This window comes from Leclercia tamurae (assembly GCF_025566055.1).
GTDB classification, from domain to species: domain Bacteria; phylum Pseudomonadota; class Gammaproteobacteria; order Enterobacterales; family Enterobacteriaceae; genus Enterobacter; species Enterobacter tamurae.
In genome coordinates, this window is the sequence record NZ_JAMHKS010000069.1 from 184541 (window position 1) to 209134 (window position 24594).

The following is a 24594-nucleotide window of genomic DNA, read 5'->3' on the forward strand; positions in this document are numbered from 1 at the left end:
AGGCAATACTGTTTTTCGTTGCCTAACAATGCTCCCAATTGGGGAGCTACGTAAGAACGGTTACACTCTCCCATCAATCGTAATGGGTTTGAGTAGTAATCATTTTCGTTTATAAAATAATTGGAGCTCTGGTCTCATGCAGAACCAAAGAATCCGTATCCGTCTTAAAGCGTTTGATCATCGTCTGATCGATCAATCAACCGCGGAAATCGTCGAGACTGCTAAGCGCACTGGTGCGCAAGTCCGTGGTCCGATCCCGCTGCCGACCCGCAAAGAGCGCTTTACCGTTCTGATCTCTCCGCACGTTAACAAAGACGCGCGTGATCAGTACGAAATCCGCACTCACAAGCGTCTGGTTGACATCGTTGAGCCAACCGAGAAAACCGTTGATGCTCTGATGCGTCTGGATCTGGCTGCCGGTGTAGACGTGCAGATCAGCCTGGGTTAATCAGGTCATCGAGCGATTGAGAGGTTGATACAATGATTGGTTTAGTCGGTAAAAAAGTGGGCATGACCCGCATCTTCACTGAAGATGGCGTATCTATCCCAGTAACCGTAATCGAAGTTGAAGCAAACCGCGTTACTCAGGTTAAAGACCTGGCTAACGATGGCTACCGTGCCGTTCAGGTTACCACTGGTGCTAAAAAAGCTAACCGTGTAACCAAACCGGAAGCGGGTCACTTCGCTAAAGCTGGCGTTGAAGCTGGCCGTGGTCTGTGGGAATTCCGTCTTGCTGAAGGCGAAGAGTTCACCGTAGGTCAGGACATTAGCGTTGAGCTGTTTGCAGAAGTTAAAAAAGTTGACGTAACCGGTACCTCTAAAGGTAAAGGTTTTGCTGGTACCGTTAAGCGCTGGAACTTCCGTACTCAGGATGCCACGCACGGTAACTCCTTGTCCCACCGCGTTCCGGGTTCTATCGGTCAGAACCAGACTCCGGGCAAAGTGTTCAAAGGCAAGAAAATGGCAGGTCAGCTGGGTAACGAACGTGTGACCGTTCAGAGCCTGGACGTAGTACGTGTTGACGCTGAGCGCAACCTGCTGCTGGTTAAAGGTGCTGTTCCGGGTGCAACCGGTAGCGACCTGATCGTTAAACCAGCTGTGAAGGCGTAAGGGGATAGCAATGGAATTAGTATTGAAAGACGCGCAGAGCGCGCTGACTGTTTCCGAAACTACCTTCGGTCGTGATTTCAACGAAGCGCTGGTTCACCAGGTTGTTGTTGCTTATGCAGCTGGTGCTCGTCAGGGTACTCGTGCTCAGAAGACTCGTGCTGAAGTAACTGGTTCCGGCAAAAAGCCGTGGCGCCAGAAAGGTACCGGCCGTGCGCGTTCAGGTTCTGTTAAGAGCCCGATCTGGCGTTCCGGTGGCGTGACCTTCGCTGCTCGCCCGCAGGACCACAGTCAAAAAGTTAACAAAAAGATGTACCGCGGCGCGCTGAAAAGCATCCTGTCCGAACTGGTACGTCAGGATCGTCTGATCGTTGTCGAATCTTTCTCTGTAGAAGCGCCTAAAACTAAGCTGCTGGCACAGAAACTGAAAGACATGGCTCTGGAAGATGTGCTGATCATCACCGGTGAGCTGGACGAGAACCTGTTCCTGGCCGCACGTAACCTGCACAAGGTTGACGTACGCGATGCGACTGGTATCGACCCGGTTAGCCTGATCGCCTTCGACAAAGTCGTAATGACTGCTGATGCTGTTAAGCAAGTTGAGGAGATGCTGGCATGATTCGTGAAGAACGTCTGCTGAAGGTGCTTCGTGCACCGCACGTTTCTGAAAAAGCGTCTGCTGCGATGGAAAAAACTAACACCATCGTTCTCAAAGTTGCTAAAGACGCGACCAAAGCAGAAATCAAAGCTGCTGTGCAGAAACTGTTTGAAGTCGAAGTCGAAGTCGTTAACACCCTGGTAGTTAAAGGGAAAGTTAAACGTCACGGACAGCGTATCGGTCGTCGTAGCGACTGGAAAAAAGCTTACGTCACCCTGAAAGAAGGCCAGAACCTGGACTTCGTTGGCGGCGCTGAGTAAGTCGGAGGAGTAATACAATGGCAGTTGTTAAATGTAAACCGACATCTCCGGGTCGTCGCCACGTCGTTAAAGTGGTCAACCCAGAGCTGCACAAGGGCAAACCTTTTGCTCCGCTGGTTGAAAAAAACAGCAAATCCGGTGGTCGTAACAACAATGGCCGCATCACCACTCGTCACATCGGTGGTGGTCACAAGCAGGCTTACCGTATTGTTGACTTTAAACGCAACAAAGACGGTATCCCAGCTGTTGTTGAGCGTCTTGAGTACGATCCGAACCGTTCCGCGAACATCGCGCTGGTTCTGTACAAAGATGGCGAGCGCCGTTACATTCTGGCCCCTAAAGGCCTGAAAGCTGGCGACCAGATTCAGTCTGGCGTTGATGCTGCAATCAAAGCAGGTAACACCCTGCCGATGCGCAATATCCCGGTTGGTTCTACCGTTCATAACGTAGAAATGAAACCAGGTAAAGGCGGTCAGCTGGCACGTTCCGCTGGTACTTACGTTCAGATCGTTGCGCGCGATGGTGCTTATGTCACCCTGCGTCTGCGTTCTGGTGAAATGCGTAAAGTCGAAGCAGACTGCCGCGCTACTCTGGGCGAAGTTGGCAATGCTGAGCATATGCTGCGCGTTCTGGGTAAAGCAGGTGCTGCACGCTGGCGTGGTGTTCGTCCTACCGTTCGCGGTACTGCGATGAACCCAGTCGACCACCCACATGGTGGTGGTGAAGGTCGTAACTTTGGTAAGCACCCGGTAACTCCGTGGGGCGTTCAGACCAAAGGTAAGAAGACCCGCAGCAACAAGCGTACTGATAAATTTATCGTACGTCGCCGTAGCAAATAATATTAGAGGATAAGCCATGCCACGTTCTCTCAAGAAAGGTCCTTTTATTGACCTGCACTTGCTGAAGAAGGTAGAGAAAGCGGTGGAAAGCGGAGACAAGAAGCCCCTGCGCACTTGGTCCCGTCGTTCAACGATCTTTCCTAACATGATCGGTTTGACCATCGCTGTCCATAATGGTCGTCAGCACGTTCCAGTCTTTGTTTCCGACGAAATGGTCGGTCACAAACTGGGTGAATTCGCACCGACTCGTACTTATCGCGGCCACGCTGCTGATAAAAAAGCGAAGAAGAAATAAGGTAGGAGGAAGAGATGGAAACTTTAGCTCAACATCGCCATGCTCGTTCTTCTGCTCAGAAGGTTCGCCTTGTTGCTGACCTGATTCGCGGTAAGAAAGTGTCGCAGGCCCTGGACATCCTGACCTATACCAACAAGAAAGCTGCGGTATTGGTTAAGAAGGTACTGGAATCTGCCATTGCTAACGCTGAACACAACGATGGCGCTGACATTGACGATCTGAAAGTCGCGAAAATCTTCGTAGACGAAGGCCCAAGCATGAAGCGCATTATGCCGCGTGCGAAAGGTCGTGCAGATCGCATCCTGAAGCGCACCAGCCACATTACTGTGGTTGTGTCCGATCGCTGAGACTCTGGAGACTAGCAATGGGTCAGAAAGTACATCCTAATGGTATTCGCCTGGGTATTGTAAAACCATGGAATTCAACCTGGTTTGCGAACACCAAAGAATTCGCTGACAACCTGGACAGCGATTTTAAAGTACGTCAGTACCTGACTAAGGAACTGGCTAAAGCGTCTGTATCTCGTATCGTTATCGAGCGTCCAGCTAAGAGCATCCGTGTGACCATTCACACTGCTCGTCCTGGCATCGTAATCGGTAAGAAAGGCGAAGACGTAGAAAAACTGCGCAAGGTCGTAGCGGATATCGCTGGCGTTCCTGCACAGATCAATATCGCTGAAGTTCGTAAGCCTGAACTGGACGCTAAATTGGTTGCTGACAGCATCACTTCACAGCTGGAACGTCGCGTTATGTTCCGTCGTGCTATGAAGCGTGCTGTACAGAACGCAATGCGTCTGGGCGCTAAAGGTATCAAAGTTGAAGTTAGCGGCCGTCTGGGCGGCGCGGAAATCGCACGTACCGAATGGTACCGCGAAGGTCGCGTACCGCTGCACACTCTGCGTGCTGACATCGACTACAACACCTCTGAAGCGCACACCACTTACGGTGTAATCGGCGTTAAGGTATGGATCTTCAAAGGTGAGATCCTGGGTGGTATGGCTGCTGTTGAACAACCGGAAAAACCGGCTGCGCAACCTAAAAAGCAGCAGCGTAAAGGCCGTAAATAAGGAGCGTCGCTGATGTTACAACCAAAGCGTACAAAATTCCGTAAAGTGCACAAAGGCCGCAACCGTGGTCTGGCGCAGGGTACGGATGTTAGCTTCGGCACTTTCGGTCTGAAAGCTGTTGGCCGTGGTCGTCTGACTGCACGTCAGATCGAAGCAGCACGTCGTGCTATGACCCGTGCAGTTAAGCGTCAAGGTAAAATTTGGATCCGTGTATTCCCGGACAAACCAATTACCGAGAAGCCGCTGGAAGTTCGTATGGGTAAAGGTAAAGGTAACGTGGAGTACTGGGTTGCCTTGATCCAACCGGGCAAAGTCCTTTATGAAATGGACGGTGTTCCGGAAGAGCTGGCCCGTGAAGCCTTCGGCCTGGCAGCAGCGAAACTGCCTATCAAAACCACCTTTGTAACTAAGACGGTGATGTAATGAAAGCAAATGAGCTGCGTGAAAAAAGCGTAGAAGAGCTGAACGCTGAGCTGCTGAACCTGCTGCGTGAGCAGTTCAACCTGCGTATGCAGGCTGCAAGTGGCCAGCTGCAACAGACTCACCTGCTGAAGCAAGTGCGTCGTGATGTTGCACGCGTTAAGACTTTACTGACTCAGAAGGCGGGTGCGTAATGACCGATAAAATCCGTACTCTGCAAGGTCGTGTTGTTAGCGACAAAATGGAGAAATCCATCGTTGTAGCTATCGAACGTATTGTGAAACACCCGATCTACGGTAAATTCATCAAGCGTACGACCAAACTGCACGTACATGACGAGAACAACGAATGTGGTATCGGCGACAAGGTTGAAATCCGTGAATGCCGTCCACTGTCCAAGACTAAGTCCTGGACGCTGGTTCGCGTTGTAGAGAAAGCGGTTCTGTAATAGAGTAGCCTTCTCGATACGAATAAACGGCTCAGCAATGAGCCGTTTATTTTTTCTACCCATATTGTAGAAGTGGTGTTATAATGCCGCGCCCTCGATATGGGGCTTTTTAACGGCTCTGATTTTAGAGTCTCAGGTAGTAGTTGACATTAGCGGAGCACTGAAATGATCCAAGAACAGACTATGCTGAACGTCGCCGACAACTCCGGTGCACGTCGCGTAATGTGTATCAAGGTTCTGGGTGGCTCGCACCGTCGCTACGCAGGCGTAGGCGACATCATCAAGATCACCATCAAGGAAGCAATTCCACGTGGTAAGGTCAAAAAAGGTGATGTGCTGAAAGCGGTAGTGGTGCGCACCAGGAAGGGTGTTCGTCGCCCTGACGGTTCTGTCATTCGCTTCGATGGTAATGCATGCGTTATTTTAAACAATAACAGCGAGCAGCCTATCGGCACGCGTATCTTTGGGCCGGTAACTCGTGAACTTCGTACTGAAAAGTTCATGAAAATTATCTCTCTGGCACCAGAAGTACTCTAAGGAGCGAATCATGGCAGCGAAAATCCGTCGTGATGACGAAGTTATCGTGTTAACCGGTAAAGATAAAGGTAAACGCGGTAAAGTAAAAAATGTTCTGTCTTCCGGCAAGATCATTGTTGAAGGTATCAACCTGGTTAAGAAACATCAGAAGCCGGTTCCGGCCCTGAACCAACCAGGTGGCATCGTTGAAAAAGAAGCTGCTATTCAGGTTTCTAACGTTGCACTCTTCAATGCGGCAACCGGTAAGGCTGACCGTGTAGGCTTTAGATTCGAAGACGGCAAAAAAGTCCGTTTCTTCAAGTCTAACAGCGAAACTATCAAGTAATTTGGAGTAGTACGATGGCGAAACTGCATGATTACTACAAAGACGAAGTAGTTAACAAACTCATGACTGAGTTTAACTACAATTCTGTCATGCAAGTCCCTCGGGTCGAGAAGATCACCCTGAACATGGGTGTTGGTGAAGCGATCGCTGACAAGAAACTGCTGGATAACGCAGCAGCTGATCTGACAGCAATCTCCGGTCAAAAGCCGTTGATCACCAAAGCACGCAAATCTGTTGCAGGCTTCAAAATCCGTCAGGGCTATCCGATCGGCTGTAAAGTAACTCTGCGTGGCGAACGCATGTGGGAGTTCCTTGAGCGCCTGATCTCTATTGCTGTACCTCGTATCCGTGACTTCCGTGGCTTGTCCGCTAAGTCTTTCGACGGTCGTGGTAACTACAGCATGGGTGTCCGTGAGCAGATCATCTTCCCAGAGATCGACTACGATAAAGTCGATCGCGTGCGTGGTTTGGATATTACCATTACCACTACTGCGAACTCTGACGAAGAAGGCCGTGCTCTACTGGCTGCGTTTGACTTCCCGTTCCGCAAGTAAGGTAGGGTTACTGAATGGCTAAGCAATCAATGAAAGCACGCGAAGTAAAACGCGTAGCTTTAGCTGATAAATTCTTCGCTAAACGCGCTGAACTGAAAGCGATCATTTCTGATGTGAACGCTTCCGACGAAGATCGTTGGAATGCTGTTCTCAAGCTGCAGTCTCTGCCGCGTGATTCCAGCCCGTCTCGTCAGCGTAACCGCTGTCGTCAAACAGGTCGTCCACATGGTTTCGTGGGCAAGTTCGGGTTGAGCCGTATCAAACTGCGTGAAGCCGCCATGCGCGGTGAAGTACCAGGCTTGAAAAAGGCTAGCTGGTAATTACCAATTGAATCACGGGAGTAAAGACAGATGAGCATGCAAGATCCGATCGCGGATATGCTGACCCGTATCCGTAACGGTCAGGCCGCGAACAAAGTTGCGGTCACCATGCCTTCCGCCAAGCTGAAAGTGGCAATTGCCAACGTGCTGAAGGAAGAAGGTTTTATCGAAGATTTTAAAGTTGAAGGCGACACCAAGCCGGAACTGGAACTTACTCTTAAGTATTTCCAGGGTAAAGCTGTTGTAGAAAGCATTCAGCGTGTCAGCCGCCCAGGCCTGCGCATCTATAAGAAAAAAGATGAGCTGCCAAAAGTTATGGCCGGCATGGGTATCGCAGTTGTTTCTACCTCTAAAGGTGTTATGACTGATCGTGCAGCGCGCCAAGCTGGTCTTGGTGGCGAAATTATCTGCTACGTAGCCTAATCGGAGGAAAGAATGTCTCGTGTTGCTAAAGCACCGGTCGTTATTCCTGCCGGCGTTGATGTAAAAATCGACGGTCAGGTTATTACGATCAAAGGTAAAAATGGCGAGCTGACTCGTACCCTCAACAAAGCTGTTGAAGTTACTCATGCAGACAATGCACTGAACTTCGGTCCACGTGATGGTTTCGTGGATGGATGGGCTCAGGCTGGTACCGCGCGTGCCCTGCTGAATTCAATGGTTGTTGGTGTTACCGAAGGCTTCACTAAAAAGCTTCAGCTGGTTGGTGTAGGTTATCGTGCAGCGATCAAAGGGAATGCAGTAGGCCTGTCTCTGGGCTTCTCACACCCTGTTGAGCATCCGCTGCCGGCCGGTATCACTGCAGAATGTCCGACTCAAACTGAAATCGTGCTGAAAGGCGCTGATAAACAGCTGATCGGTCAGGTTGCAGCAGATCTGCGCGCCTACCGTCGTCCTGAGCCTTACAAAGGCAAGGGTGTTCGTTACGCCGACGAAGTCGTGCGTACCAAAGAGGCTAAGAAGAAGTAAGGTAACACTATGGATAAGAAATCTGCTCGTATCCGTCGTGCGACCCGCGCACGCCGCAAGCTCAAAGAGCTGGGTGCAACTCGCCTGGTGGTACATCGTACCCCGCGTCATATTTACGCACAGGTAATTGCACCAAACGGTTCTGAAGTTCTGGTAGCTGCTTCTACTGTAGAAAAAGCTATTACTGAACAATTGAAGTACACCGGTAACAAAGACGCCGCTGCAGCTGTAGGTAAAGCTGTTGCTGAACGCGCTCTGGAAAAAGGCATCACAGTTGTGTCCTTTGACCGTTCCGGGTTCCAATATCATGGTCGCGTCCAGGCACTGGCAGATGCTGCCCGTGAAGCTGGCCTTCAGTTCTAAGGTAGAGGTGTAAGATGGCTCACATCGAAAAACAGGCTGGCGAACTGCAGGAAAAGCTGATCGCGGTTAACCGCGTATCTAAAACCGTTAAAGGTGGTCGTATTTTCTCCTTCACAGCTCTGACTGTTGTTGGTGATGGTAATGGTCGCGTTGGTTTTGGTTACGGTAAAGCGCGTGAAGTTCCAGCAGCGATCCAGAAAGCGATGGAAAAAGCCCGTCGCAATATGATTAACATCGCGCTGAACCACGGCACCCTGCAGCACCCTGTTAAGGGTACTCACACGGGTTCTCGTGTCTTCATGCAGCCAGCTTCCGAAGGTACCGGTATCATCGCCGGTGGTGCAATGCGCGCCGTTCTGGAAGTTGCTGGAGTTCATAACGTTCTGGCTAAAGCATATGGTTCCACCAACCCGATTAACGTGGTTCGTGCAACTATTGATGGCCTGGAAAATATGAAATCTCCAGAAATGGTCGCTGCCAAGCGTGGTAAATCCGTTGAAGAAATTCTGGGGTAATTGACCATGGCAAAGACTATTAAAATTACACAAACCCGCAGTGCAATCGGACGTCTGCCGAAACATAAGGCAACGCTGCTTGGCCTGGGTCTGCGTCGTATTGGTCATACCGTTGAGCGCGAGGATACTCCTGCTGTTCGTGGTATGGTCAACGCGGTTTACTTCATGGTTAAAGTTGAGGAGTAAGAGATGCGTTTAAATACTCTGTCTCCGGCCGAAGGCTCTAAAAAGGCGGGTAAACGCCTGGGTCGTGGTATCGGTTCTGGCCTCGGCAAAACCGGTGGTCGTGGTCACAAAGGTCAGAACTCTCGTTCTGGCGGTGGCGTACGTCGCGGTTTCGAGGGTGGCCAGATGCCACTGTACCGTCGTCTGCCGAAGTTCGGCTTCACCTCTCGCAAATCAGCGATTACAGCCGAAGTCCGTCTGTCTGACCTGGCGAAAGTTGAAGGCGGCGTTGTAGACCTGAATACGCTGAAAGCAGCAAACATTATCGGTATCCAGATCGAGTTCGCGAAAGTGATCCTGGCTGGTGAAGTTTCTACTCCGGTAACTGTTCGTGGCCTGCGTGTTACTAAAGGTGCTCGTGCTGCTATCGAAGCTGCTGGCGGTAAAATCGAGGAATAAGTAGCAGATGGCTAAACAACCGGGATTAGATTTTCAAAGTGCCAAAGGTGGCTTAGGCGAGCTGAAACGCAGACTGTTGTTTGTAATCGGTGCGCTTATTGTGTTCCGTATTGGCTCTTTCATTCCGATCCCTGGTATTGATGCCGCTGTACTTGCCAAACTGCTTGAGCAACAGCGTGGCACCATCATTGAAATGTTCAACATGTTCTCTGGTGGTGCTCTCAGCCGTGCTTCAATCTTTGCTCTGGGTATCATGCCGTACATTTCGGCATCGATTATTATCCAGCTGCTGACAGTCGTTCATCCGACTCTGGCAGAGCTGAAGAAAGAAGGGGAGTCTGGTCGTCGTAAGATCAGCCAGTACACCCGTTACGGCACTCTGGTGCTGGCAATATTCCAGTCGATCGGTATTGCTACCGGTCTACCGAATATGCCTGGTATGCAGGGCCTGGTTATTAACCCAGGCTTTGCATTCTATTTCACCGCTGTTGTAAGTCTGGTCTCAGGAACCATGTTCCTGATGTGGCTCGGCGAACAAATTACTGAACGTGGTATCGGCAACGGTATTTCGATCATTATTTTCGCTGGTATTGTTGCGGGACTCCCGCCAGCCATTGCCCATACTATCGAGCAAGCGCGTCAAGGCGACCTGCACTTCCTCCTGTTGCTGTTGGTTGCAGTATTAGTATTTGCAGTGACGTTCTTTGTTATTTTCGTTGAACGTGGTCAACGCCGCATTGTGGTAAACTACGCAAAACGTCAGCAAGGTCGTCGTGTCTATGCTGCACAGAGCACACATTTACCGCTGAAAGTGAATATGGCAGGGGTAATCCCGGCAATCTTCGCTTCCAGTATTATTCTGTTCCCGGCGACCATCGCGTCATGGTTCGGGGGCGGGACGGGTTGGAACTGGCTGACAACAATTTCGCTGTATTTGCAGCCTGGGCAACCACTTTATGTGTTACTCTATGCGTCTGCGATCATCTTCTTCTGTTTCTTCTACACGGCGTTGGTCTTCAACCCGCGTGAAACAGCAGATAACCTGAAGAAGTCCGGTGCATTTGTACCAGGAATTCGTCCGGGAGAGCAAACGGCGAAGTATATCGATAAAGTAATGACTCGCCTGACTTTGGTTGGTGCGCTTTATATTACTTTTATTTGCCTGATCCCGGAGTTCATGCGTGATGCAATGAAAGTACCGTTCTACTTCGGTGGGACCTCACTGCTTATCGTTGTTGTCGTGATTATGGACTTTATGGCTCAAGTGCAAACTCTGATGATGTCGAGTCAGTACGAGTCTGCATTGAAGAAGGCGAACCTTAAAGGCTACGGCCGACAATAGGTCGCTCGAGAAGTTACGGAGAGTAAAAATGAAAGTTCGTGCTTCCGTCAAGAAATTATGCCGTAACTGCAAAATCGTTAAGCGTGATGGTGTCATCCGTGTGATTTGCAGTGCCGAGCCGAAGCATAAACAGCGCCAAGGCTGATTATTTCGCATATTTTTCTTGCAAAGTTGGGTTGAGCTGGCTAGATTAGCCAGCCAATCTTTTGTATGTCTGTACGTTTCCATTTGAGTATCCTGAAAACGGGCTTTTCAGCATGGTGCGTACATATTAAATAGTAGGAGTGCATAGTGGCCCGTATAGCAGGCATTAACATTCCTGATCAGAAACATGCTGTGATCGCATTAACTTCGATCTACGGCGTCGGCAAGACCCGTTCAAAAGCCATTTTGGCTGCAGCGGGTATCGCTGAAGATGTTAAGATCAGTGAGCTGTCTGAAGAACAAATCGACACGCTGCGTGACGAAGTTGCCAAATTTGTCGTTGAAGGTGATCTGCGCCGTGAAGTTAGCATGAGCATCAAGCGCCTTATGGACCTTGGTTGCTATCGCGGTTTGCGTCATCGTCGTGGTCTCCCGGTTCGCGGCCAGCGCACCAAGACCAACGCACGTACCCGTAAGGGTCCGCGCAAACCGATCAAGAAATAATCGGGGTGATTGAATAATGGCAAAGGCACCAGTTCGTGCACGTAAGCGTGTAAGAAAACAAGTCTCTGACGGCGTGGCTCATATCCATGCTTCTTTCAACAACACCATCGTTACTATTACTGATCGTCAGGGTAACGCACTGGGTTGGGCAACAGCCGGTGGTTCCGGTTTCCGTGGTTCACGCAAATCCACTCCGTTCGCAGCTCAGGTTGCAGCAGAGCGTTGCGCTGAAGCCGTAAAAGAATACGGCATCAAGAATCTGGAAGTTATGGTAAAAGGTCCGGGTCCGGGTCGCGAATCTACTGTTCGTGCTCTGAACGCCGCTGGTTTCCGCATCACTAATATTACTGATGTGACTCCGATCCCTCATAACGGTTGTCGTCCGCCGAAAAAACGTCGCGTATAACGCGTTCGTTTCTAGGATTGTTGGAGATAGAAAATGGCAAGATATTTGGGTCCTAAGCTCAAGCTTAGCCGTCGCGAGGGTACCGACTTATTCCTTAAGTCTGGCGTTCGCGCGATCGATACCAAGTGTAAAATTGAACAAGCTCCTGGCCAGCACGGTGCGCGTAAACCGCGTCTGTCTGACTATGGTGTGCAGTTGCGTGAAAAGCAGAAAGTTCGCCGTATGTACGGTGTGCTGGAGCGTCAGTTCCGTAACTACTATAAAGAAGCAGCACGTCTGAAAGGCAACACCGGTGAAAACCTGTTGGCTCTGCTGGAAGGTCGTCTGGACAACGTTGTATACCGTATGGGCTTTGGCGCCACTCGTGCTGAAGCACGTCAGATGGTTAGCCATAAAGCAATCATGGTAAACGGTCGTGTTGTTAACATCGCTTCTTATCAGGTTAAAGCGAATGACGTTGTTAGCATTCGTGAGAAAGCGAAAAAGCAATCTCGCGTGAAAGCCGCTCTGGAGCTGGCTGAGCAGCGTGAAAAGCCAACCTGGCTGGAAGTTGATGCTGGCAAGATGGAAGGCACGTTCAAGCGTCAGCCGGAACGTTCTGATCTGTCTGCGGACATTAACGAACACCTGATCGTCGAGCTTTACTCCAAGTAAAGCTTAGTACCAAAGAGAGGACACAATGCAGGGTTCTGTGACAGAGTTTCTAAAACCGCGCCTGGTAGATATCGAGCAAGTGAGTTCGACGCACGCCAAGGTGACCCTTGAGCCTTTAGAGCGTGGCTTTGGCCATACTCTGGGTAACGCACTGCGCCGTATTCTGCTCTCATCGATGCCGGGTTGCGCGGTGACCGAGGTTGAGATTGATGGTGTACTTCATGAGTACAGCACCAAAGAAGGCGTTCAGGAAGATATCCTTGAAATCCTGCTCAACCTGAAAGGGCTGGCGGTGAGAGTTCAGGGTAAAGATGAAGTTATTCTTACTCTGAATAAATCTGGCATTGGCCCTGTGACTGCAGCCGACATCACCCACGACGGTGATGTTGAAATCGTCAAGCCGCAGCACGTGATCTGCCACCTGACCGATGAGAACGCAGCTATTAGCATGCGTATCAAAGTTCAGCGCGGTCGTGGTTATGTGCCGGCTTCTGCCCGAATTCATTCGGAAGAAGATGAGCGCCCAATCGGCCGTCTGCTGGTCGACGCATGTTACAGCCCTGTAGAGCGTATTGCCTACAATGTTGAAGCAGCGCGTGTAGAACAGCGTACCGACCTGGACAAGCTGGTCATCGAAATGGAAACCAACGGCACAATCGATCCTGAAGAGGCGATTCGTCGTGCGGCAACCATCCTGGCAGAACAACTGGAAGCTTTCGTTGACTTACGTGATGTACGTCAGCCGGAAGTGAAAGAAGAGAAACCAGAATTCGATCCGATCCTGCTGCGCCCTGTTGACGATCTGGAATTGACTGTCCGCTCTGCTAACTGCCTCAAGGCAGAAGCTATCCACTATATCGGTGATCTGGTACAGCGTACCGAGGTTGAGTTGCTGAAAACGCCGAACCTGGGTAAAAAATCTCTTACTGAGATTAAAGACGTGCTGGCTTCACGTGGTCTGTCTCTGGGCATGCGCCTGGAAAACTGGCCACCGGCAAGCATTGCTGACGAGTAACCGGATCACAGGTTAAGGTTTTACTGAGAAGGATAAGGTCATGCGCCATCGTAAGAGTGGTCGTCAACTGAACCGCAACAGCAGCCATCGCCAGGCTATGTTCCGCAACATGGCAGGTTCACTGGTTCGTCATGAGATCATCAAGACGACCCTGCCTAAAGCGAAAGAGCTGCGTCGCGTAGTTGAGCCGCTGATTACTCTTGCCAAGACTGACAGCGTTGCTAATCGTCGTCTGGCATTCGCCCGTACTCGTGATAACGAGATCGTGGCAAAACTGTTTAACGAACTGGGCCCGCGTTTCGCGAGCCGTGCCGGTGGTTACACTCGTATTCTGAAGTGTGGCTTCCGTGCAGGCGACAACGCGCCGATGGCTTACATCGAGCTGGTTGATCGTTCAGAGAAAGCAGAAGCTGCTGCAGAGTAATCTGTAGTAACGTAAAAAAACCCGCCTCGGCGGGTTTTTTTATATCTGCTGGATCCCCACTTTCCTACAATAGTCGTATTCATTTTATTCTCTGCGGAGTTTTGCTATGTGGTTACTTGACCAGTGGGCAGAACGACACATTCTTGACGCTCAACGCCAGGGTGAATTTGATAATCTGCCCGGAAGTGGGCACCCACTGATGCTGGACGATGATTCTCATGTTCCTGCTGAACTGAGAGCGGGTTATCGGATGTTGAAAAATGCAGGTTGCCTGCCGCCAGAGCTTGAGCAGCGTAAAGAGGCAGTCGAACTCGCTCAATTACTCAATTCGGTCAGACAGGGATCTGCCGAGCATACGGATTACAGCCGTCGTCTCGCACTGCTAGAGCTCAAGCTTCGTCAGGCGGGAGTGAACACAGATTTCCTGCGTGGCGACTATGCCGATCGGTTAACGTCAAAAATGAAAGAGGAATAACGATGTATCGTATTGGTGAGATTGCGAAGCTGGCTGACGTCACCCCTGACACCATTCGTTATTACGAAAAGCAGCAGATGATGGAGCATGAAGTTCGCACGGAAGGTGGCTTTCGGTTGTATACCGATAAGGATCTTCAGCGTCTGAAGTTTATTCGCCATGCCCGGCAGCTGGGATTTACGCTGGAGTCGATCCGGGAACTGCTGTCGATCCGCATCGATCCCGAACACCATACCTGCCAGGAATCAAAAAGCATTGTGCAGGCGAGGCTAAGTGAAGTCGAAGCACGTATTGAAGAGTTACAAACGATGCGTTTGTCTCTGCAGCGGTTAAACGATGCCTGTTGTGGCACTGCGCACAGCAGCGTCTACTGCTCGATTCTGGAAACCCTCGAGCAGGGAGCAAACGGAGAAAATCGCGGCTGTTGATTTTATTGCCGACAGCTTCTACACTCGCGTGGATATATTATATACTGGAGAATTTATGAGCCATTATCAGCATAAGAAAGGTCAAATCAACGATAACGCTATCGAGGCATTATTACATGATCCTTTATTCAGACAGCGGATCGAGAAGAATAAGAAAGGGAAAGGAAGTTATCTGCGTAAAACTAAACATGCAAAACGGGGTAACTGGGAGGCCAGTGGCAAGCAAGCGAATCGCTTTCTTACCACTGGCCTTCTTGCTTTCAGAGCCTTACAAAGTGCGGTTGTTCTGCGCTTTCAGTAAGTCACGAATTTCTGTCAGCAATACTTCTTCTTTCGATGGGGCTGCCGGCGCAGCAGGTTCTTCTTTTTTCTTACGGTTCAATCTGTTGATGAGCTTAATAGCCATGAAGATGGCAAAAGCAACAATCACAAAATCAAATACGTTTTGAATAAACACCCCGTAATGCATTACTACTGCAGGAATATCACCTTGTGCTTCACGCAGGGTTATGGCGAATTGTTTGAAATCAATCCCGCCAATTAACAGTCCCAGCGGGGGCATGATGATATCAGCAACCAGTGATGAAACGATCTTACCAAACGCTGCACCAATAATTACACCCACAGCCAAATCCACTACATTCCCGCGCATCGCAAATTCGCGAAATTCTTTAATAAAACTCATTTTGTTCTCCTTGTGCCAGCTGACAAATACAAGTCTAACAAATCATTAGCGGATTGCCATTGAAGAGAGATATGCGTCACAGAAATATAACCCTTACATATTATTGGGTTAAATAAGTAAAGGCGCTGATAACAGCACCTTTGAGGTATTACAGGAAGAAAGGACTCGGCTGGAAGAGGCGTTCGACGTCGGTAATAAACTTTTTATCAGTGAGGAACATAATCACATGATCCCCCTGCTCAATACGCAAATTATCATTGGCGATCATCACGTCATTGCCCCGCACTACCGCGCCAATGATGGTACCCGGTGGGAGCTTGATCTCATCAATGGAACGTCCAACCACACGGGAGGTACTCTCATCGCCGTGCGCCACGGCTTCGATAGCTTCTGCCACCCCACGACGTAGAGAAGATACGCCCACGATATCCGCTTTACGCACATGACTCAGCAGGGCAGAAATGGTGGCCTGTTGTGGCGAAATCGCAATATCGATAACGCTTCCCTGCACCAGATCCACGTAGGCCCGGCGCTGGATAAGCACCATTACCTTTTTCGCCCCCATCCTTTTTGCCAGCATCGCTGACATAATGTTGGCTTCGTCATCGTTGGTAACCGCGATGAAAAGATCGACTTGATCGATATGCTCTTCAGCAAGCAGCTCCTGATCCGACGCATCGCCATAAAAAACTATCGTATTTTGCAGTTTTTCGGCCAGCTCAGAAGCACGCTGTTGATCGCGTTCGATCAGCTTAACGCTGTAATCTTTTTCCAGCTGGCGAGCCAGACCGGCACCGATATTACCGCCCCCGACCAGCATGATCCGCTTATAGGGTTTTTCCAGTCGCTGAAGCTCACTCATCACCGCGCGAATATGTTGCGACGCGGCGATAAAGAACACTTCATCTCCGGCTTCGACAATGGTGGAGCCTTGCGGGCGGATAGGGCGGTCATGACGGAAAATCGCGGCAACGCGAGTATCGATGTGCGGCATATGTTCGCGCATGGTGGAGAGCGCGTTACCAATCAGCGGGCCACCATAATAGGCTTTTACCACCGCAAGACTAACTTTGCCTTCCGCGAAATTCACTACCTGCAATGCACCCGGGTATTCAATCAGCCGGTAGATACTGTCAATAACCAGCTGTTCTGGCGCGATGAGATGGTCGATTGGAACCGCATCGGAATTGAACAGCTTATCGGCATCACGCACATAATCCGGGGAACGGATGCGCGCGATGCGGTTTGGCGTGTTAAATAACGAATAGGCCACCTGACAGGCAACCATATTGGTTTCATCGGAACTGGTAACGGCAACCAGCATGTCGGCATCATCCGCACCGGCTTCACGTAATACCCGGGGATGGGAGCCATGCCCCTGAACCACGCGCAGATCGAATTTATCCTGCAGGCTGCGCAGACGATCGCCATTGGTATCAACGATAGTGATGTCATTATTCTCACCGACCAGGTTTTCTGCCAGCGTACCGCCCACCTGTCCCGCGCCCAGAATGATTATCTTCATATCTTGTGACCCGTTATCAACATCACGCTTTGATTAGCTTAGCGTAAAAGAAGCCATCGCCTTCTTCTGCCCCAGGCAGGTTTTGTTTGCCGGGCTGCTCTGGCGTACCGGTCAGATGTAGACGCGCATCTGGCGTACGCTTCAGGAACGCCGCGATCTGCTGACTATTCTCTTCTGGCAGTACGGAACAGGTGGCATAAACCAGCGTCCCACCTGTTTTAAGATGTGGCCAGATAGCATCAAGGATCTCTGACTGCAGCTGTGCCAGCTCATTAATATCCCGGTCGCGGCGTAACCATTTAATATCCGGATGACGGCGAATCACCCCGGTAGCGGAACATGGGGCGTCCAGTAAAATACGGTCGAACTGCTCATCCCCGCACCACTGAGCAGGCGTGCGCCCGTCGCCCTGCTTAACCTCAGCCTTCATGCCCAGACGCTTAAGATTATCGTAGACCCGGGACAGACGCTGTTCATCAACATCGATGGCCATCACGCTTGCCTGTGGCGCAACTTCCAGAATATGCGTTGTCTTACCGCCAGGTGCGGCACACAGATCGAGGATACGCTCACCGTTTTTCGGCTCAAGCCAGGTCATGCAACCCTGAGCGGAGGCATCCTGAACGGTAACCCAGCCTTGTTCAAATCCCGGAAGAGCAAGTACCGGCGCTGGTGCGGCAAGACGAACCGCATCACTATAATCCGGATGCGGGAAACCACTCATCCCGGCTTCTTCCAGTAGGGCCAGCCACCCATCGCGGGAGTGGTGGTTACGGTTGACACGTAACCACATTGGCGGCCGCTGGTTATTGGCCTCAACCACCGTTTCCCACTGCTGAGGATAGGCTTTTTGCAGACGTTTTAATAACCAGTCGGGATGCAGGAAACGTTTTTCGGAGCGGGAAAATTCAGCCAGTAACTCATCCTGTTGGCGCTGAAACTGGCGTAATACGCCGTTAATCAGCCCCTTAAGCTGCGGACGCTTAACCGCAACCGCACCTTCTACCGTCTCAGCCAGTGCGGCATGAGGGGGAATTCGGGTATGCAGTAACTGATAGAAGCCGACCATGATTAGATAATGAAGCACGCGCTGTTTGCCCGCCATCGGGCGCGCCATCAGTTTGCCGATTAGCCACTCCAGCTGAGGTAAGGTGCGCAGAACGCCAAAGCACAATTCCTGAAGCAGTGCTTTATCCTTATCGGAAACTTTTTGCTGTAACGGTGGCAGGACATTGCTCAGGGATTGGCCCTGTTCGACCACTTGTTCAATCGCCTGTGCTGCCAGGCTGCGTAAATTTTGTTTTTTCATAACCGCAAAAATAAAAATGCCCGGAAACACCGGGCCTTAAATGGAGAAGATTTCAGGCGAGACTATTGCCAGGCGTAAACCATTCACGGCGTGAGTTCAGAAGATCCTGCGCGCTCATGGCTTTTTTACCTGCAGGTTGTAAGGATTCCAGATTGAGGATCCCTTCAACTGTTGCGACCTGAATACCCTGCTTATTGGCTTCAATAATCGTTCCGGGCGCGGCGTTTGCTTGTCCGTCAATCACGGAGGCCTGCCAGACTTTCACCGGCTGCCCGTCTATCTCCAGCCAGCTCATTGGCCAGGGATTGAATGCCCGGATGCAACGTTCAAGCTGGGCTGCGGGAAGTGACCAGTCGAGGCGGGCCTCTTCTTTGCTGAGCTTTTCGGCATAGGTCACCAGAGCTTCGTCCTGTACTTCTGGCTGAGCACGGTTATCCGCCAGCTGTTGCAGCGTATCAATAAGCCCTTTTGGTCCAAGTTCCGCCAGTTTGTCATACAGCGTGGCGCTGGTGTCTTCGGCAGTAATGGGGCAGGAGAGCTTATAAAGCATGTCGCCAGTATCCAGACCCACGTCCATCTGCATGATTGTCACGCCAGTGTCGGCATCGCCGGCCCACAACGAACGTTGAATCGGCGCCGCCCCGCGCCAGCGCGGAAGCAGCGAGCCGTGGACGTTAATGCAACCCAGGCGCGGCATATCAAGCACCGCTTTTGGCAGGATGAGGCCATATGCCACAACCACCATGACATCCGCATTTAAATCAGCGACCAGTTGCTGGTTTTCCTGCGGACGTAAGGAAGCAGGCTGAAACACCGGTAAGCCATGTTCTTCCGCCAGTACTTTAACCGGGCTCGGCATCAATTTTTTACCACGGCCTGCCGGGCGATCGGGCTGAGTAAACACGCCCACAACCTGATGGCCAGACGACAACAGCGCGTCCAGATGACGCGCTGCGAAGTCAGGTGTTCCTGCGAAGATGATACGTAGTGATGTAGACACGTTATTCCTTGTATCCGGGGTCACATTATGCGCGAGTGCGCATGCGATCCAGTTTCTCTACTTTCTGACGAATACGTTGCTGTTTCAGTGGAGAGAGGTAATCGATAAACAGTTTACCGACCAGATGATCCATCTCGTGCTGAATGCAGATTGCCAGCAGGTCGTCTGCTTCCAGTTCAAAAGGCTTACCGTCGCGATCGAGCGCGCGGATTTTGACTTTCTCTGCACGAGGAACCAGTGCTCTCTGCTCAGGAATAGAGAGACAGCCTTCTTCAATTCCGGTTTCGCCGCTTTTTTCCAGTAACTCCGGGTTAATTAAGACCAGGCGTCCTTCACGGTTTTCGGAAACATCGATCACGATAATGCGCTGGTGAATATCAACCTGCGTCGCCGCGAGACCAATGCCTTCTTCGGCGTACATCGTATCGAACATATCATCAACGATACGTTGAATTTCTGCATTCACTTCTTTAACCGGCTCGGCGACTTTGCGAAGGCGCTCGTCCGGGATATGTAACACTTGCAAAACTGCCATATTTTTCCAGAGTCGTGTTCAGGAGTTGATAAGAATATACCCTCTATTCTAGACAAAACCCCCTCTGATTGACAGCATCAGTGACCAATCGCAAAGATTGCTATAGCGGCTTGTGGCAGGGGAAAGGATGACATCCACAGAGATATGGTTACGTCTGATCAGCACTGGAGAATTGTACGGCGATAAGATGGTGGCGATAGCGCAGCAGTTACAGCGCCAACCCCATATTGATGGTGCTGTGCTGACAGGAATGGGGCTGACCCAAAAGCAAAAGGCGCGGTTTCTTGCATTTTCGCCGCGTGAGATTGATCGCAGCATGGAATGGCTGGCAGAACCGGGTCATCACCTGATATGTGCTGACAGTGCCCTGTATCCCGTCCAGCTACGCGCCATTACGGATTATCCGGGCGCCCTGTTCATCAGGGGGGATGTGCAGGTGCTGTCGAGCCTGCAGCTGGCCGTCGTTGGTAGCCGTTCCCACTCCTGGTATGGAGAGCGGTGGGGAACACTCCTGTGCGAGCAGTTGGCCCAGGTGGGTCTGACGATTACCAGCGGCCTGGCCTGCGGAATCGATGGGGTCGCGCATCGCGCCGCGCTTACCGTAAAAGGGAAGAGTGTGGCGGTTTTAGGCAATGGTTTGTCCGATGTCTATCCCCGCCGCCATACCTCGCTGGCCACGCGTCTTGTTGAGAGCGGCGGTGCTGTGATTTCGGAGTTTCCTCTCGCTACGCCTCCCTGGCCCGGTAATTTTCCCCGGCGTAACCGCATCATTAGCGGCCTGAGTCAGGGGGTATTCGTCATCGAAGCGCTGTTAAAGAGCGGCTCACTCGTTACCGCGAAATGTGCACTAGAACAGGGGCGCGAAGTCTTTGCGCTACCAGGGGCGATTGGGAACCCGGGTTGCGAGGGACCTCACTGGTTGATAAAGCAGGGTGCCACGCCAGTGACGGCGGTAGATGATATTCTGGAAAGTTTGCGATATGGCCTTAACTGGCTACCACAGGATCCCGAAAATTGGCTTTATTCATCAGATCAGGACCAGGTAGCATTGCCATTTCCTGAGCTCCTGGCTAACGTAGGAGATGAGGTAACACCTGTTGACGTTGTCGCTGAACGTGCCGGCCAACCTGTGCCAGTAACGGTAGCACAGCTACTGGAACTGGAGTTAGCAGGATGGATCGCAGCTGTACCCGGCGGCTATGTCCGATTGAGGAGGGCAAGCCATGTTCGACGTACTCATGTATTTGTTTGAGACTTACATCCATAACGAAGCTGAAGCACGCGTGGATCAGGACAAACTTACACGCGATCTCACCGATGCAGGTTTCGAACGGGAAGATATTTATAACGCGTTAATATGGCTCGAAAAACTGGCTGATTATCAGGAAGGCCTCGCCGAACCGATGCAGTTAGCTTCCGATCCGCTGTCTGTACGCATTTATACGGCTGAAGAAAGTGAAAGGCTGGATGCCAGTTGCCGGGGATTTGTTTTATTCCTGGAGCAGATTCAGGTGCTGAACCTCGAAACGCGAGAAATGGTGATAGAGCGCGTCATGGCGCTGGATACGGCAGAATTTGAACTGGAAGATCTGAAATGGGTCATCCTGATGGTTCTGTTCAACATTCCAGGCTGTGAAAATGCCTATCAACAAATGGAAGAATTACTCTTTGAAGTGAATGAAGGTATGCTGCATTAATTCATCATGCAGCACCAAGAGTTGTTATGGCCAAATCAGCACTATTTACGGTGCATAAAAATGAGCCCTGCCCGCAGTGTGGGGCAGAGCTTGTTATCCGGTCCGGCAAGCACGGGCCGTTTCTCGGTTGTTCACACTATCCAGACTGTGATTATGTCCGTCCCCTGAAAAGTCAGGCGGACGGGCATATTGTTAAAGTGCTGGAGGGACAGGCATGCCCGCAATGTGGCGGAGATCTGGCGCTGCGTCAGGGCCGTTATGGCATGTTCATCGGCTGTAGCCGCTATCCTGAATGTGAACACACTGAACAGATAGATAAACCCGATGAAACAGCGTTGGCCTGTCCGCAATGCGATAGCGGCCATCTTGTTCAACGGCGTTCACGTTACGGTAAGACATTCCACTCATGCGATCGCTATCCTGAATGTCAGTTCGTCACCAATTTCAAACCGGTGGCGGGGAGCTGTCCTGAGTGCAACTACCCGCTACTTATCGAGAAGAAAACGGCGCAAGGCATGAAGCGTTTTTGCGCCAGTAAACAATGTGGAAAGCCGGTTTCGGCGGATCAAAAAAGTGAATAATAACCTGCAGTCAGGCTCCATCGCGCATGCGGTGGACGTACTGAATAAAGAAAACGTCATCGCTTATCCAACAGAAGCTGTTTTTGGGGTTGGGTGCGATCCCGACAGCGAAATGGCCGTATCGCGCCTGTTAACACTTAAGCAGAGACCGGTTGAAAAAGGCCTGATTCTCATCGCGGCCAGTTTCGAACAGCTTAAACCTTATATTGATGATTCCATGTTGACGTCAGCGCAGCGTGAGACCATCCATGCCGCATGGCCCGGGCCCGTGACCTTTGTGTTCCCCGCGCTGCCAACCACGCCGCGGTGGCTGACGGGACGGTTTGATTCACTCGCCGTTCGCGTGACCGACCATCCATTGGTTATCGAACTCTGTAATCGTTTTGGTAAACCGCTGGTCTCAACCAGTGCCAATCTGACGGGATTGCCCCCTTGCCGCACCTCAGAAGAGGTATTAGCGCAGTTTGGTGACGATTTCCCGGTCGTTGTCGGTGAAACCGGTGGCCGCCTGAACCCGTCTGAAATTCGTGATGCGTTGACCGGCGAACGTTTTCGCCAGGGGTAATCAGATGGAAGCGTACGCCGTTTTTGGTAATCCAATTGCTCACAGTAAGTCGCCGTTTATTCATCAGCAATTTGCGCAACAGCTGCGCATCGAGCACCCTTATGGACGCGTGCTTGCGCCTGTGGACGCCTTTGTGACAACGCTGGATAGCTTCTTTGCTGGTGGCGGAAAAGGAGCGAATGTTACCGTGCCTTTTAAAGAAGAGGCATTCGAGCGCGCCGATGAGTTAACGGAACGCGCGGCCCTTGCAGGCGCTGTGAATACCCTTAAACGGCTTGAAGATGGTCGGATTCTCGGAGACAACACGGACGGCATTGGCTTGCTAAGCGATCTGGAACGACTGTCATTTATCAAACCTGGCGCGCGTATTCTGTTGATCGGTGCGGGTGGTGCGTCACGGGGCGTGATTCTACCGCTACTCTCTCTGGATTGCGCCGTGACCATTACGAATCGTACTTATTCCCGTGCGGCAGAGCTGGCCACCCTGTTTGCCCATACCGGGAGCATTCATGCGGTAGCTCTGGACGCGCTGAGCGGACATGAATTTGATCTGATTATTAATGCGACCTCCAGCGGTATAGCTGGTGACATTCCCGCTATACCCTCTTCATTAATTAACGCCCAGGTTCACTGCTATGACATGTTCTATCAAAAAGGCAAAACGCCTTTTATGAACTGGTGTGAACAGCAAGGCGCAAAACATCTTGCTGACGGGCTGGGAATGCTGGTGGGGCAGGCCGCGCATGCCGTCATGCTCTGGCACGGTGTACTGCCAGCAGTAGAGCCGGTCATTGAAAAGCTTAAACAGGAGTTGTCGGCATGAACCAGGCGATCCAGTTTCCGGATCGGGAAACGTGGGACGACGAAAAGCAGGCCGTCTGTTTTCCCGCTCTGGTGAATGGTATGCACATGATGTGTGCGATCGAAGGGATAACGCTGGTTCGTCGTTTTGGCGAAGGCCTTCCGCTCAATATCTTTCGCGAACATCGCTGGGATCTGGAAGAAGAAGCCAGCGATGCGATCCGCGAGGGTGACGAGGACGATCAGGGATGGTTCTGGCTCTCTTGATCCAGATAGTCATTCTTCCATTTAACGTAGTTATTGGCTGAGTACTTCAAACCTTCCTTTTCCGCTTCCGTCAGGGGGCGGATCTGTTTGACCGGGCTTCCTAAATAGAGAAAGCCACTTTCCAGCCGCTTATTTTGCGGAACCAGACTCCCGGCACCAATCATCACCTCATCTTCTATTACTACACCATCCAACAAAATCGATCCCATACCCACCAGAACGCGATTGCCAATCGTGCAGCCGTGCAGCATCACTTTATGGCCGACTGTCACCTCTTCACCGATGACCAGTGGGTTGCCTTCAGGGTTATAAGCGGATTTATGGGTGACATGCAGGACGCTGCCATCCTGAATATTGGTGCGTGCGCCAATAGAGACATAGTTAACATCGCCGCGTATAGCGACCAGGGGCCAGATACTGACGTCATCGTCCATTCGGACATCGCCAATGACCACACTACTGCTGTCGATCATGACGCGATCGCCTTGTTTAGGGAAAAGATCTTTATAGGGACGGAGTACTGCGGACATATCAACCTCTACTATTGAGCACTATATAGAAGACTGTGAGCCTGTTATTCGGCTTGATCAAGGGAGAATTTCGTCATTATTTGAGCGGAACGCGTGGGATTTCGGCGAAAAGAACGAAAAAAGAACAGTCAGCAGAAAAGATCGAAAAAATGCTTGTGCTAAAAACTGGGATCCCTATAATGCGCCTCCATCGACACGGCAGATGTGAATCACTTCACACAAACAGCCGGGTCGGTTGAAGAGAAAAGCGAAAATAAACGCTTGACTCTGAAAGAGGAAGGCGTAATATACGCCACCTCGCAACGGTGAGCGAAAGCCGCGTTGCACTGCTCTTTAACAATTTATCAGACAATCTGTGTGGGCACTCAAAGTGACATGGATTCTTAACGTCGCAAGACGATAAATGA

General features: G+C 51.0%; 43 protein-coding genes. 37 read left to right on the forward strand and 6 right to left on the reverse strand.

What is annotated here, in order from left to right; genetic code table 11:
• Positions 1 to 136: 136 nt before the first annotated feature.
• The 31 genes from rpsJ (at position 137) to M8318_RS07780 (ending at position 14993) form a co-directional block, all read left to right on the forward strand.
• A complete protein-coding gene (gene rpsJ / locus M8318_RS07630) occupies positions 137 to 448 on the forward strand; it encodes a 30S ribosomal protein S10 (RefSeq protein WP_001181005.1) in 312 nt (103 codons plus the stop codon).
• Positions 449 to 480: 32 nt separating this feature from the next.
• The gene (rplC, locus tag M8318_RS07635) at positions 481 to 1110 is read left to right on the forward strand and encodes a 50S ribosomal protein L3 (RefSeq protein ID WP_016538466.1); all 630 of its coding nucleotides are present in this window, start codon (positions 481 to 483) and stop codon (positions 1108 to 1110) included.
• Positions 1111 to 1120: 10 nt separating this feature from the next.
• Entirely contained in the window at positions 1121 to 1726 is a 606-nt protein-coding gene (gene rplD, locus M8318_RS07640; RefSeq protein WP_106996077.1) for a 50S ribosomal protein L4, read from the forward strand.
• Positions 1723 to 2025 carry a 50S ribosomal protein L23 gene (gene rplW, locus M8318_RS07645; RefSeq protein ID WP_004868363.1) on the forward strand — a complete coding sequence of 101 codons (303 nt, stop codon included), beginning with the start codon at positions 1723 to 1725 and terminating at the stop codon, positions 2023 to 2025. Before rplD ends, rplW begins: the two co-directional genes overlap by 4 nt.
• 17 nt (positions 2026 to 2042) lie before the next feature.
• Positions 2043 to 2864, forward strand: a complete 822-nt coding sequence (gene rplB, locus M8318_RS07650) for a 50S ribosomal protein L2 (protein WP_000301869.1) — start codon at positions 2043 to 2045, stop codon at positions 2862 to 2864.
• 16 nt (positions 2865 to 2880) lie between these two features.
• Positions 2881 to 3159 (forward strand): 30S ribosomal protein S19, encoded by a 279-nt coding sequence (gene rpsS, locus M8318_RS07655; RefSeq protein ID WP_001138115.1) that lies wholly within the window; start codon positions 2881 to 2883, stop codon positions 3157 to 3159.
• 14 nt (positions 3160 to 3173) lie between these two features.
• Positions 3174 to 3506: a 50S ribosomal protein L22 gene (gene rplV, locus M8318_RS07660; RefSeq protein WP_002919773.1), complete on the forward strand. Its 333-nt coding sequence runs from the start codon at positions 3174 to 3176 to the stop codon at positions 3504 to 3506.
• A 17-nt stretch (positions 3507 to 3523) separates the two neighbouring features.
• Positions 3524 to 4225, forward strand: a complete 702-nt coding sequence (rpsC, locus tag M8318_RS07665; RefSeq protein WP_000529945.1) for a 30S ribosomal protein S3 — start codon at positions 3524 to 3526, stop codon at positions 4223 to 4225.
• 12 nt (positions 4226 to 4237) lie between these two features.
• Positions 4238 to 4648 carry a 50S ribosomal protein L16 gene (gene rplP / locus M8318_RS07670; RefSeq protein WP_002919759.1) on the forward strand — a complete coding sequence of 137 codons (411 nt, stop codon included), beginning with the start codon at positions 4238 to 4240 and terminating at the stop codon, positions 4646 to 4648.
• The gene (gene rpmC, locus M8318_RS07675) at positions 4648 to 4839 is read left to right on the forward strand and encodes a 50S ribosomal protein L29 (protein WP_032614707.1); all 192 of its coding nucleotides are present in this window, start codon (positions 4648 to 4650) and stop codon (positions 4837 to 4839) included. Before rplP ends, rpmC begins: the two co-directional genes overlap by 1 nt.
• The gene (rpsQ, locus tag M8318_RS07680) at positions 4839 to 5093 is read left to right on the forward strand and encodes a 30S ribosomal protein S17 (RefSeq protein WP_008503489.1); all 255 of its coding nucleotides are present in this window, start codon (positions 4839 to 4841) and stop codon (positions 5091 to 5093) included. Before rpmC ends, rpsQ begins: the two co-directional genes overlap by 1 nt.
• A gap of 165 nt (positions 5094 to 5258) precedes the next feature.
• Positions 5259 to 5630, forward strand: coding sequence for a 50S ribosomal protein L14 (gene rplN, locus M8318_RS07685; protein WP_004160583.1), 372 nt, complete (start codon positions 5259 to 5261; stop codon positions 5628 to 5630).
• A gap of 10 nt (positions 5631 to 5640) precedes the next feature.
• Positions 5641 to 5955, forward strand: a complete 315-nt coding sequence (gene rplX, locus M8318_RS07690) for a 50S ribosomal protein L24 (RefSeq protein WP_016538464.1) — start codon at positions 5641 to 5643, stop codon at positions 5953 to 5955.
• Positions 5956 to 5969: 14 nt separating this feature from the next.
• Entirely contained in the window at positions 5970 to 6509 is a 540-nt protein-coding gene (gene rplE / locus M8318_RS07695) for a 50S ribosomal protein L5 (RefSeq protein WP_032614703.1), read from the forward strand.
• Between the two features lie 14 nt (positions 6510 to 6523).
• Complete coding sequence (gene rpsN / locus M8318_RS07700) at positions 6524 to 6829, forward strand: 30S ribosomal protein S14 (protein ID WP_032614701.1); 306 nt, start codon at positions 6524 to 6526, stop codon at positions 6827 to 6829.
• Positions 6830 to 6859: 30 nt separating this feature from the next.
• A complete protein-coding gene (rpsH, locus tag M8318_RS07705; protein ID WP_032614699.1) occupies positions 6860 to 7252 on the forward strand; it encodes a 30S ribosomal protein S8 in 393 nt (130 codons plus the stop codon).
• A 12-nt stretch (positions 7253 to 7264) separates the two neighbouring features.
• Positions 7265 to 7798 carry a 50S ribosomal protein L6 gene (gene rplF / locus M8318_RS07710; RefSeq protein ID WP_166184325.1) on the forward strand — a complete coding sequence of 178 codons (534 nt, stop codon included), beginning with the start codon at positions 7265 to 7267 and terminating at the stop codon, positions 7796 to 7798.
• A gap of 9 nt (positions 7799 to 7807) precedes the next feature.
• Complete coding sequence (gene rplR / locus M8318_RS07715) at positions 7808 to 8161, forward strand: 50S ribosomal protein L18 (RefSeq protein ID WP_032614694.1); 354 nt, start codon at positions 7808 to 7810, stop codon at positions 8159 to 8161.
• Positions 8162 to 8175: 14 nt separating this feature from the next.
• Positions 8176 to 8676 (forward strand): 30S ribosomal protein S5, encoded by a 501-nt coding sequence (rpsE, locus tag M8318_RS07720; protein WP_106996075.1) that lies wholly within the window; start codon positions 8176 to 8178, stop codon positions 8674 to 8676.
• A 6-nt stretch (positions 8677 to 8682) separates the two neighbouring features.
• The gene (rpmD, locus tag M8318_RS07725; protein WP_003863301.1) at positions 8683 to 8862 is read left to right on the forward strand and encodes a 50S ribosomal protein L30; all 180 of its coding nucleotides are present in this window, start codon (positions 8683 to 8685) and stop codon (positions 8860 to 8862) included.
• Positions 8863 to 8865: 3 nt separating this feature from the next.
• A complete protein-coding gene (gene rplO / locus M8318_RS07730) occupies positions 8866 to 9300 on the forward strand; it encodes a 50S ribosomal protein L15 (RefSeq protein WP_032614692.1) in 435 nt (144 codons plus the stop codon).
• Between the two features lie 7 nt (positions 9301 to 9307).
• A complete protein-coding gene (gene secY, locus M8318_RS07735) occupies positions 9308 to 10642 on the forward strand; it encodes a preprotein translocase subunit SecY (protein ID WP_032614690.1) in 1335 nt (444 codons plus the stop codon).
• A 28-nt stretch (positions 10643 to 10670) separates the two neighbouring features.
• Positions 10671 to 10787, forward strand: a complete 117-nt coding sequence (rpmJ, locus tag M8318_RS07740) for a 50S ribosomal protein L36 (protein ID WP_000868187.1) — start codon at positions 10671 to 10673, stop codon at positions 10785 to 10787.
• A 146-nt stretch (positions 10788 to 10933) separates the two neighbouring features.
• Complete coding sequence (rpsM, locus tag M8318_RS07745; RefSeq protein ID WP_003031135.1) at positions 10934 to 11290, forward strand: 30S ribosomal protein S13; 357 nt, start codon at positions 10934 to 10936, stop codon at positions 11288 to 11290.
• Between the two features lie 16 nt (positions 11291 to 11306).
• Positions 11307 to 11696, forward strand: coding sequence for a 30S ribosomal protein S11 (gene rpsK, locus M8318_RS07750; RefSeq protein WP_003863312.1), 390 nt, complete (start codon positions 11307 to 11309; stop codon positions 11694 to 11696).
• Positions 11697 to 11729: 33 nt separating this feature from the next.
• Positions 11730 to 12350, forward strand: coding sequence for a 30S ribosomal protein S4 (rpsD, locus tag M8318_RS07755; RefSeq protein ID WP_032614687.1), 621 nt, complete (start codon positions 11730 to 11732; stop codon positions 12348 to 12350).
• Positions 12351 to 12375: 25 nt separating this feature from the next.
• Complete coding sequence (locus M8318_RS07760; protein WP_002919219.1) at positions 12376 to 13365, forward strand: DNA-directed RNA polymerase subunit alpha; 990 nt, start codon at positions 12376 to 12378, stop codon at positions 13363 to 13365.
• 40 nt (positions 13366 to 13405) lie between these two features.
• On the forward strand, positions 13406 to 13789 hold the full coding sequence (gene rplQ, locus M8318_RS07765; RefSeq protein ID WP_001216368.1) for a 50S ribosomal protein L17: 384 nt from the start codon (positions 13406 to 13408) through the stop codon (positions 13787 to 13789).
• Between the two features lie 106 nt (positions 13790 to 13895).
• A complete protein-coding gene (locus M8318_RS07770; protein ID WP_262661806.1) occupies positions 13896 to 14264 on the forward strand; it encodes a DnaJ family domain-containing protein in 369 nt (122 codons plus the stop codon).
• Positions 14265 to 14266: 2 nt separating this feature from the next.
• On the forward strand, positions 14267 to 14692 hold the full coding sequence (gene zntR / locus M8318_RS07775) for a Zn(2+)-responsive transcriptional regulator (protein ID WP_262661807.1): 426 nt from the start codon (positions 14267 to 14269) through the stop codon (positions 14690 to 14692).
• A 55-nt stretch (positions 14693 to 14747) separates the two neighbouring features.
• The gene (locus M8318_RS07780) at positions 14748 to 14993 is read left to right on the forward strand and encodes an alternative ribosome-rescue factor A (protein WP_106996072.1); all 246 of its coding nucleotides are present in this window, start codon (positions 14748 to 14750) and stop codon (positions 14991 to 14993) included.
• Here M8318_RS07780 and mscL read toward each other — a convergent pair.
• The 5 genes from mscL to def all read right to left on the reverse strand — a co-directional run bounded on the left by mscL (position 14961) and on the right by def (position 19746).
• Complete coding sequence (gene mscL / locus M8318_RS07785; protein WP_032614681.1) at positions 14961 to 15377, reverse strand: large-conductance mechanosensitive channel protein MscL; 417 nt, start codon at positions 15375 to 15377, stop codon at positions 14961 to 14963. The two genes, M8318_RS07780 and mscL, sit on opposite strands and share 33 nt — an antisense overlap.
• A gap of 148 nt (positions 15378 to 15525) precedes the next feature.
• On the reverse strand, positions 15526 to 16902 hold the full coding sequence (gene trkA, locus M8318_RS07790) for a Trk system potassium transporter TrkA (RefSeq protein WP_106996071.1): 1377 nt from the start codon (positions 16900 to 16902) through the stop codon (positions 15526 to 15528).
• A 22-nt stretch (positions 16903 to 16924) separates the two neighbouring features.
• Positions 16925 to 18211, reverse strand: a complete 1287-nt coding sequence (rsmB, locus tag M8318_RS07795; protein ID WP_262661808.1) for a 16S rRNA (cytosine(967)-C(5))-methyltransferase RsmB — start codon at positions 18209 to 18211, stop codon at positions 16925 to 16927.
• 52 nt (positions 18212 to 18263) lie between these two features.
• Positions 18264 to 19211, reverse strand: a complete 948-nt coding sequence (fmt, locus tag M8318_RS07800; RefSeq protein ID WP_262661810.1) for a methionyl-tRNA formyltransferase — start codon at positions 19209 to 19211, stop codon at positions 18264 to 18266.
• Between the two features lie 25 nt (positions 19212 to 19236).
• Positions 19237 to 19746, reverse strand: a complete 510-nt coding sequence (gene def, locus M8318_RS07805) for a peptide deformylase (RefSeq protein ID WP_262661811.1) — start codon at positions 19744 to 19746, stop codon at positions 19237 to 19239.
• Between the two features lie 127 nt (positions 19747 to 19873).
• Here def and dprA point away from each other — a divergent pair, with 127 nt between their 5' ends.
• The 6 genes from dprA to M8318_RS07835 are packed head-to-tail and all read left to right on the forward strand — an operon-like array spanning position 19874 to position 23657.
• Complete coding sequence (gene dprA, locus M8318_RS07810; protein ID WP_262661813.1) at positions 19874 to 20998, forward strand: DNA-protecting protein DprA; 1125 nt, start codon at positions 19874 to 19876, stop codon at positions 20996 to 20998.
• Positions 20970 to 21443: a DUF494 family protein Smg gene (smg, locus tag M8318_RS07815; protein WP_262661814.1), complete on the forward strand. Its 474-nt coding sequence runs from the start codon at positions 20970 to 20972 to the stop codon at positions 21441 to 21443. The genes dprA and smg overlap by 29 nt, the downstream gene beginning before the upstream one ends.
• A gap of 26 nt (positions 21444 to 21469) precedes the next feature.
• Positions 21470 to 22024: a DNA topoisomerase family protein gene (locus tag M8318_RS07820; RefSeq protein WP_262661816.1), complete on the forward strand. Its 555-nt coding sequence runs from the start codon at positions 21470 to 21472 to the stop codon at positions 22022 to 22024.
• Positions 22017 to 22589, forward strand: a complete 573-nt coding sequence (gene tsaC, locus M8318_RS07825) for an L-threonylcarbamoyladenylate synthase type 1 TsaC (RefSeq protein WP_262661818.1) — start codon at positions 22017 to 22019, stop codon at positions 22587 to 22589. Before M8318_RS07820 ends, tsaC begins: the two co-directional genes overlap by 8 nt.
• Before the next feature lie 4 nt (positions 22590 to 22593).
• On the forward strand, positions 22594 to 23412 hold the full coding sequence (gene aroE / locus M8318_RS07830; protein WP_262661820.1) for a shikimate dehydrogenase: 819 nt from the start codon (positions 22594 to 22596) through the stop codon (positions 23410 to 23412).
• A complete protein-coding gene (locus M8318_RS07835; RefSeq protein WP_262661822.1) occupies positions 23409 to 23657 on the forward strand; it encodes a DUF1488 family protein in 249 nt (82 codons plus the stop codon). The genes aroE and M8318_RS07835 overlap by 4 nt, the downstream gene beginning before the upstream one ends.
• Here M8318_RS07835 and M8318_RS07840 read toward each other — a convergent pair.
• Positions 23633 to 24187 (reverse strand): gamma carbonic anhydrase family protein, encoded by a 555-nt coding sequence (locus M8318_RS07840; RefSeq protein WP_106996063.1) that lies wholly within the window; start codon positions 24185 to 24187, stop codon positions 23633 to 23635. The genes M8318_RS07835 and M8318_RS07840 overlap by 25 nt on opposite strands.
• Positions 24188 to 24594: the final 407 nt, after the last annotated feature.

What these genes read in the sequence shown, in the direction of transcription:
- rpsJ (WP_001181005.1), top strand. Translation starts at nt 137, where the DNA reads ATGCAGAACCAAAGAATCCGTATCCGTCTTAAAGCGTTTGATCATCGT.
- rplC (WP_016538466.1), top strand. Translation starts at nt 481, where the DNA reads ATGATTGGTTTAGTCGGTAAAAAAGTGGGCATGACCCGCATCTTCACT.
- rplD (WP_106996077.1), top strand. Translation starts at nt 1,121, where the DNA reads ATGGAATTAGTATTGAAAGACGCGCAGAGCGCGCTGACTGTTTCCGAA.
- rplW (WP_004868363.1), top strand. Translation starts at nt 1,723, where the DNA reads ATGATTCGTGAAGAACGTCTGCTGAAGGTGCTTCGTGCACCGCACGTT.
- rplB (WP_000301869.1), top strand. Translation starts at nt 2,043, where the DNA reads ATGGCAGTTGTTAAATGTAAACCGACATCTCCGGGTCGTCGCCACGTC.
- rpsS (WP_001138115.1), top strand. Translation starts at nt 2,881, where the DNA reads ATGCCACGTTCTCTCAAGAAAGGTCCTTTTATTGACCTGCACTTGCTG.
- rplV (WP_002919773.1), top strand. Translation starts at nt 3,174, where the DNA reads ATGGAAACTTTAGCTCAACATCGCCATGCTCGTTCTTCTGCTCAGAAG.
- rpsC (WP_000529945.1), top strand. Translation starts at nt 3,524, where the DNA reads ATGGGTCAGAAAGTACATCCTAATGGTATTCGCCTGGGTATTGTAAAA.
- rplP (WP_002919759.1), top strand. Translation starts at nt 4,238, where the DNA reads ATGTTACAACCAAAGCGTACAAAATTCCGTAAAGTGCACAAAGGCCGC.
- rpmC (WP_032614707.1), top strand. Translation starts at nt 4,648, where the DNA reads ATGAAAGCAAATGAGCTGCGTGAAAAAAGCGTAGAAGAGCTGAACGCT.
- rpsQ (WP_008503489.1), top strand. Translation starts at nt 4,839, where the DNA reads ATGACCGATAAAATCCGTACTCTGCAAGGTCGTGTTGTTAGCGACAAA.
- rplN (WP_004160583.1), top strand. Translation starts at nt 5,259, where the DNA reads ATGATCCAAGAACAGACTATGCTGAACGTCGCCGACAACTCCGGTGCA.
- rplX (WP_016538464.1), top strand. Translation starts at nt 5,641, where the DNA reads ATGGCAGCGAAAATCCGTCGTGATGACGAAGTTATCGTGTTAACCGGT.
- rplE (WP_032614703.1), top strand. Translation starts at nt 5,970, where the DNA reads ATGGCGAAACTGCATGATTACTACAAAGACGAAGTAGTTAACAAACTC.
- rpsN (WP_032614701.1), top strand. Translation starts at nt 6,524, where the DNA reads ATGGCTAAGCAATCAATGAAAGCACGCGAAGTAAAACGCGTAGCTTTA.
- rpsH (WP_032614699.1), top strand. Translation starts at nt 6,860, where the DNA reads ATGAGCATGCAAGATCCGATCGCGGATATGCTGACCCGTATCCGTAAC.
- rplF (WP_166184325.1), top strand. Translation starts at nt 7,265, where the DNA reads ATGTCTCGTGTTGCTAAAGCACCGGTCGTTATTCCTGCCGGCGTTGAT.
- rplR (WP_032614694.1), top strand. Translation starts at nt 7,808, where the DNA reads ATGGATAAGAAATCTGCTCGTATCCGTCGTGCGACCCGCGCACGCCGC.
- rpsE (WP_106996075.1), top strand. Translation starts at nt 8,176, where the DNA reads ATGGCTCACATCGAAAAACAGGCTGGCGAACTGCAGGAAAAGCTGATC.
- rpmD (WP_003863301.1), top strand. Translation starts at nt 8,683, where the DNA reads ATGGCAAAGACTATTAAAATTACACAAACCCGCAGTGCAATCGGACGT.
- rplO (WP_032614692.1), top strand. Translation starts at nt 8,866, where the DNA reads ATGCGTTTAAATACTCTGTCTCCGGCCGAAGGCTCTAAAAAGGCGGGT.
- secY (WP_032614690.1), top strand. Translation starts at nt 9,308, where the DNA reads ATGGCTAAACAACCGGGATTAGATTTTCAAAGTGCCAAAGGTGGCTTA.
- rpmJ (WP_000868187.1), top strand. Translation starts at nt 10,671, where the DNA reads ATGAAAGTTCGTGCTTCCGTCAAGAAATTATGCCGTAACTGCAAAATC.
- rpsK (WP_003863312.1), top strand. Translation starts at nt 11,307, where the DNA reads ATGGCAAAGGCACCAGTTCGTGCACGTAAGCGTGTAAGAAAACAAGTC.
- rpsD (WP_032614687.1), top strand. Translation starts at nt 11,730, where the DNA reads ATGGCAAGATATTTGGGTCCTAAGCTCAAGCTTAGCCGTCGCGAGGGT.
- M8318_RS07760 (WP_002919219.1), top strand. Translation starts at nt 12,376, where the DNA reads ATGCAGGGTTCTGTGACAGAGTTTCTAAAACCGCGCCTGGTAGATATC.
- rplQ (WP_001216368.1), top strand. Translation starts at nt 13,406, where the DNA reads ATGCGCCATCGTAAGAGTGGTCGTCAACTGAACCGCAACAGCAGCCAT.
- M8318_RS07770 (WP_262661806.1), top strand. Translation starts at nt 13,896, where the DNA reads ATGTGGTTACTTGACCAGTGGGCAGAACGACACATTCTTGACGCTCAA.
- zntR (WP_262661807.1), top strand. Translation starts at nt 14,267, where the DNA reads ATGTATCGTATTGGTGAGATTGCGAAGCTGGCTGACGTCACCCCTGAC.
- M8318_RS07780 (WP_106996072.1), top strand. Translation starts at nt 14,748, where the DNA reads ATGAGCCATTATCAGCATAAGAAAGGTCAAATCAACGATAACGCTATC.
- mscL (WP_032614681.1), bottom strand. Translation starts at nt 15,377, where the DNA reads ATGAGTTTTATTAAAGAATTTCGCGAATTTGCGATGCGCGGGAATGTA.
- trkA (WP_106996071.1), bottom strand. Translation starts at nt 16,902, where the DNA reads ATGAAGATAATCATTCTGGGCGCGGGACAGGTGGGCGGTACGCTGGCA.
- rsmB (WP_262661808.1), bottom strand. Translation starts at nt 18,211, where the DNA reads ATGAAAAAACAAAATTTACGCAGCCTGGCAGCACAGGCGATTGAACAA.
- def (WP_262661811.1), bottom strand. Translation starts at nt 19,746, where the DNA reads ATGGCAGTTTTGCAAGTGTTACATATCCCGGACGAGCGCCTTCGCAAA.
- dprA (WP_262661813.1), top strand. Translation starts at nt 19,874, where the DNA reads ATGACATCCACAGAGATATGGTTACGTCTGATCAGCACTGGAGAATTG.
- smg (WP_262661814.1), top strand. Translation starts at nt 20,970, where the DNA reads ATGTTCGACGTACTCATGTATTTGTTTGAGACTTACATCCATAACGAA.
- M8318_RS07820 (WP_262661816.1), top strand. Translation starts at nt 21,470, where the DNA reads ATGGCCAAATCAGCACTATTTACGGTGCATAAAAATGAGCCCTGCCCG.
- aroE (WP_262661820.1), top strand. Translation starts at nt 22,594, where the DNA reads ATGGAAGCGTACGCCGTTTTTGGTAATCCAATTGCTCACAGTAAGTCG.
- M8318_RS07835 (WP_262661822.1), top strand. Translation starts at nt 23,409, where the DNA reads ATGAACCAGGCGATCCAGTTTCCGGATCGGGAAACGTGGGACGACGAA.
- M8318_RS07840 (WP_106996063.1), bottom strand. Translation starts at nt 24,187, where the DNA reads ATGTCCGCAGTACTCCGTCCCTATAAAGATCTTTTCCCTAAACAAGGC.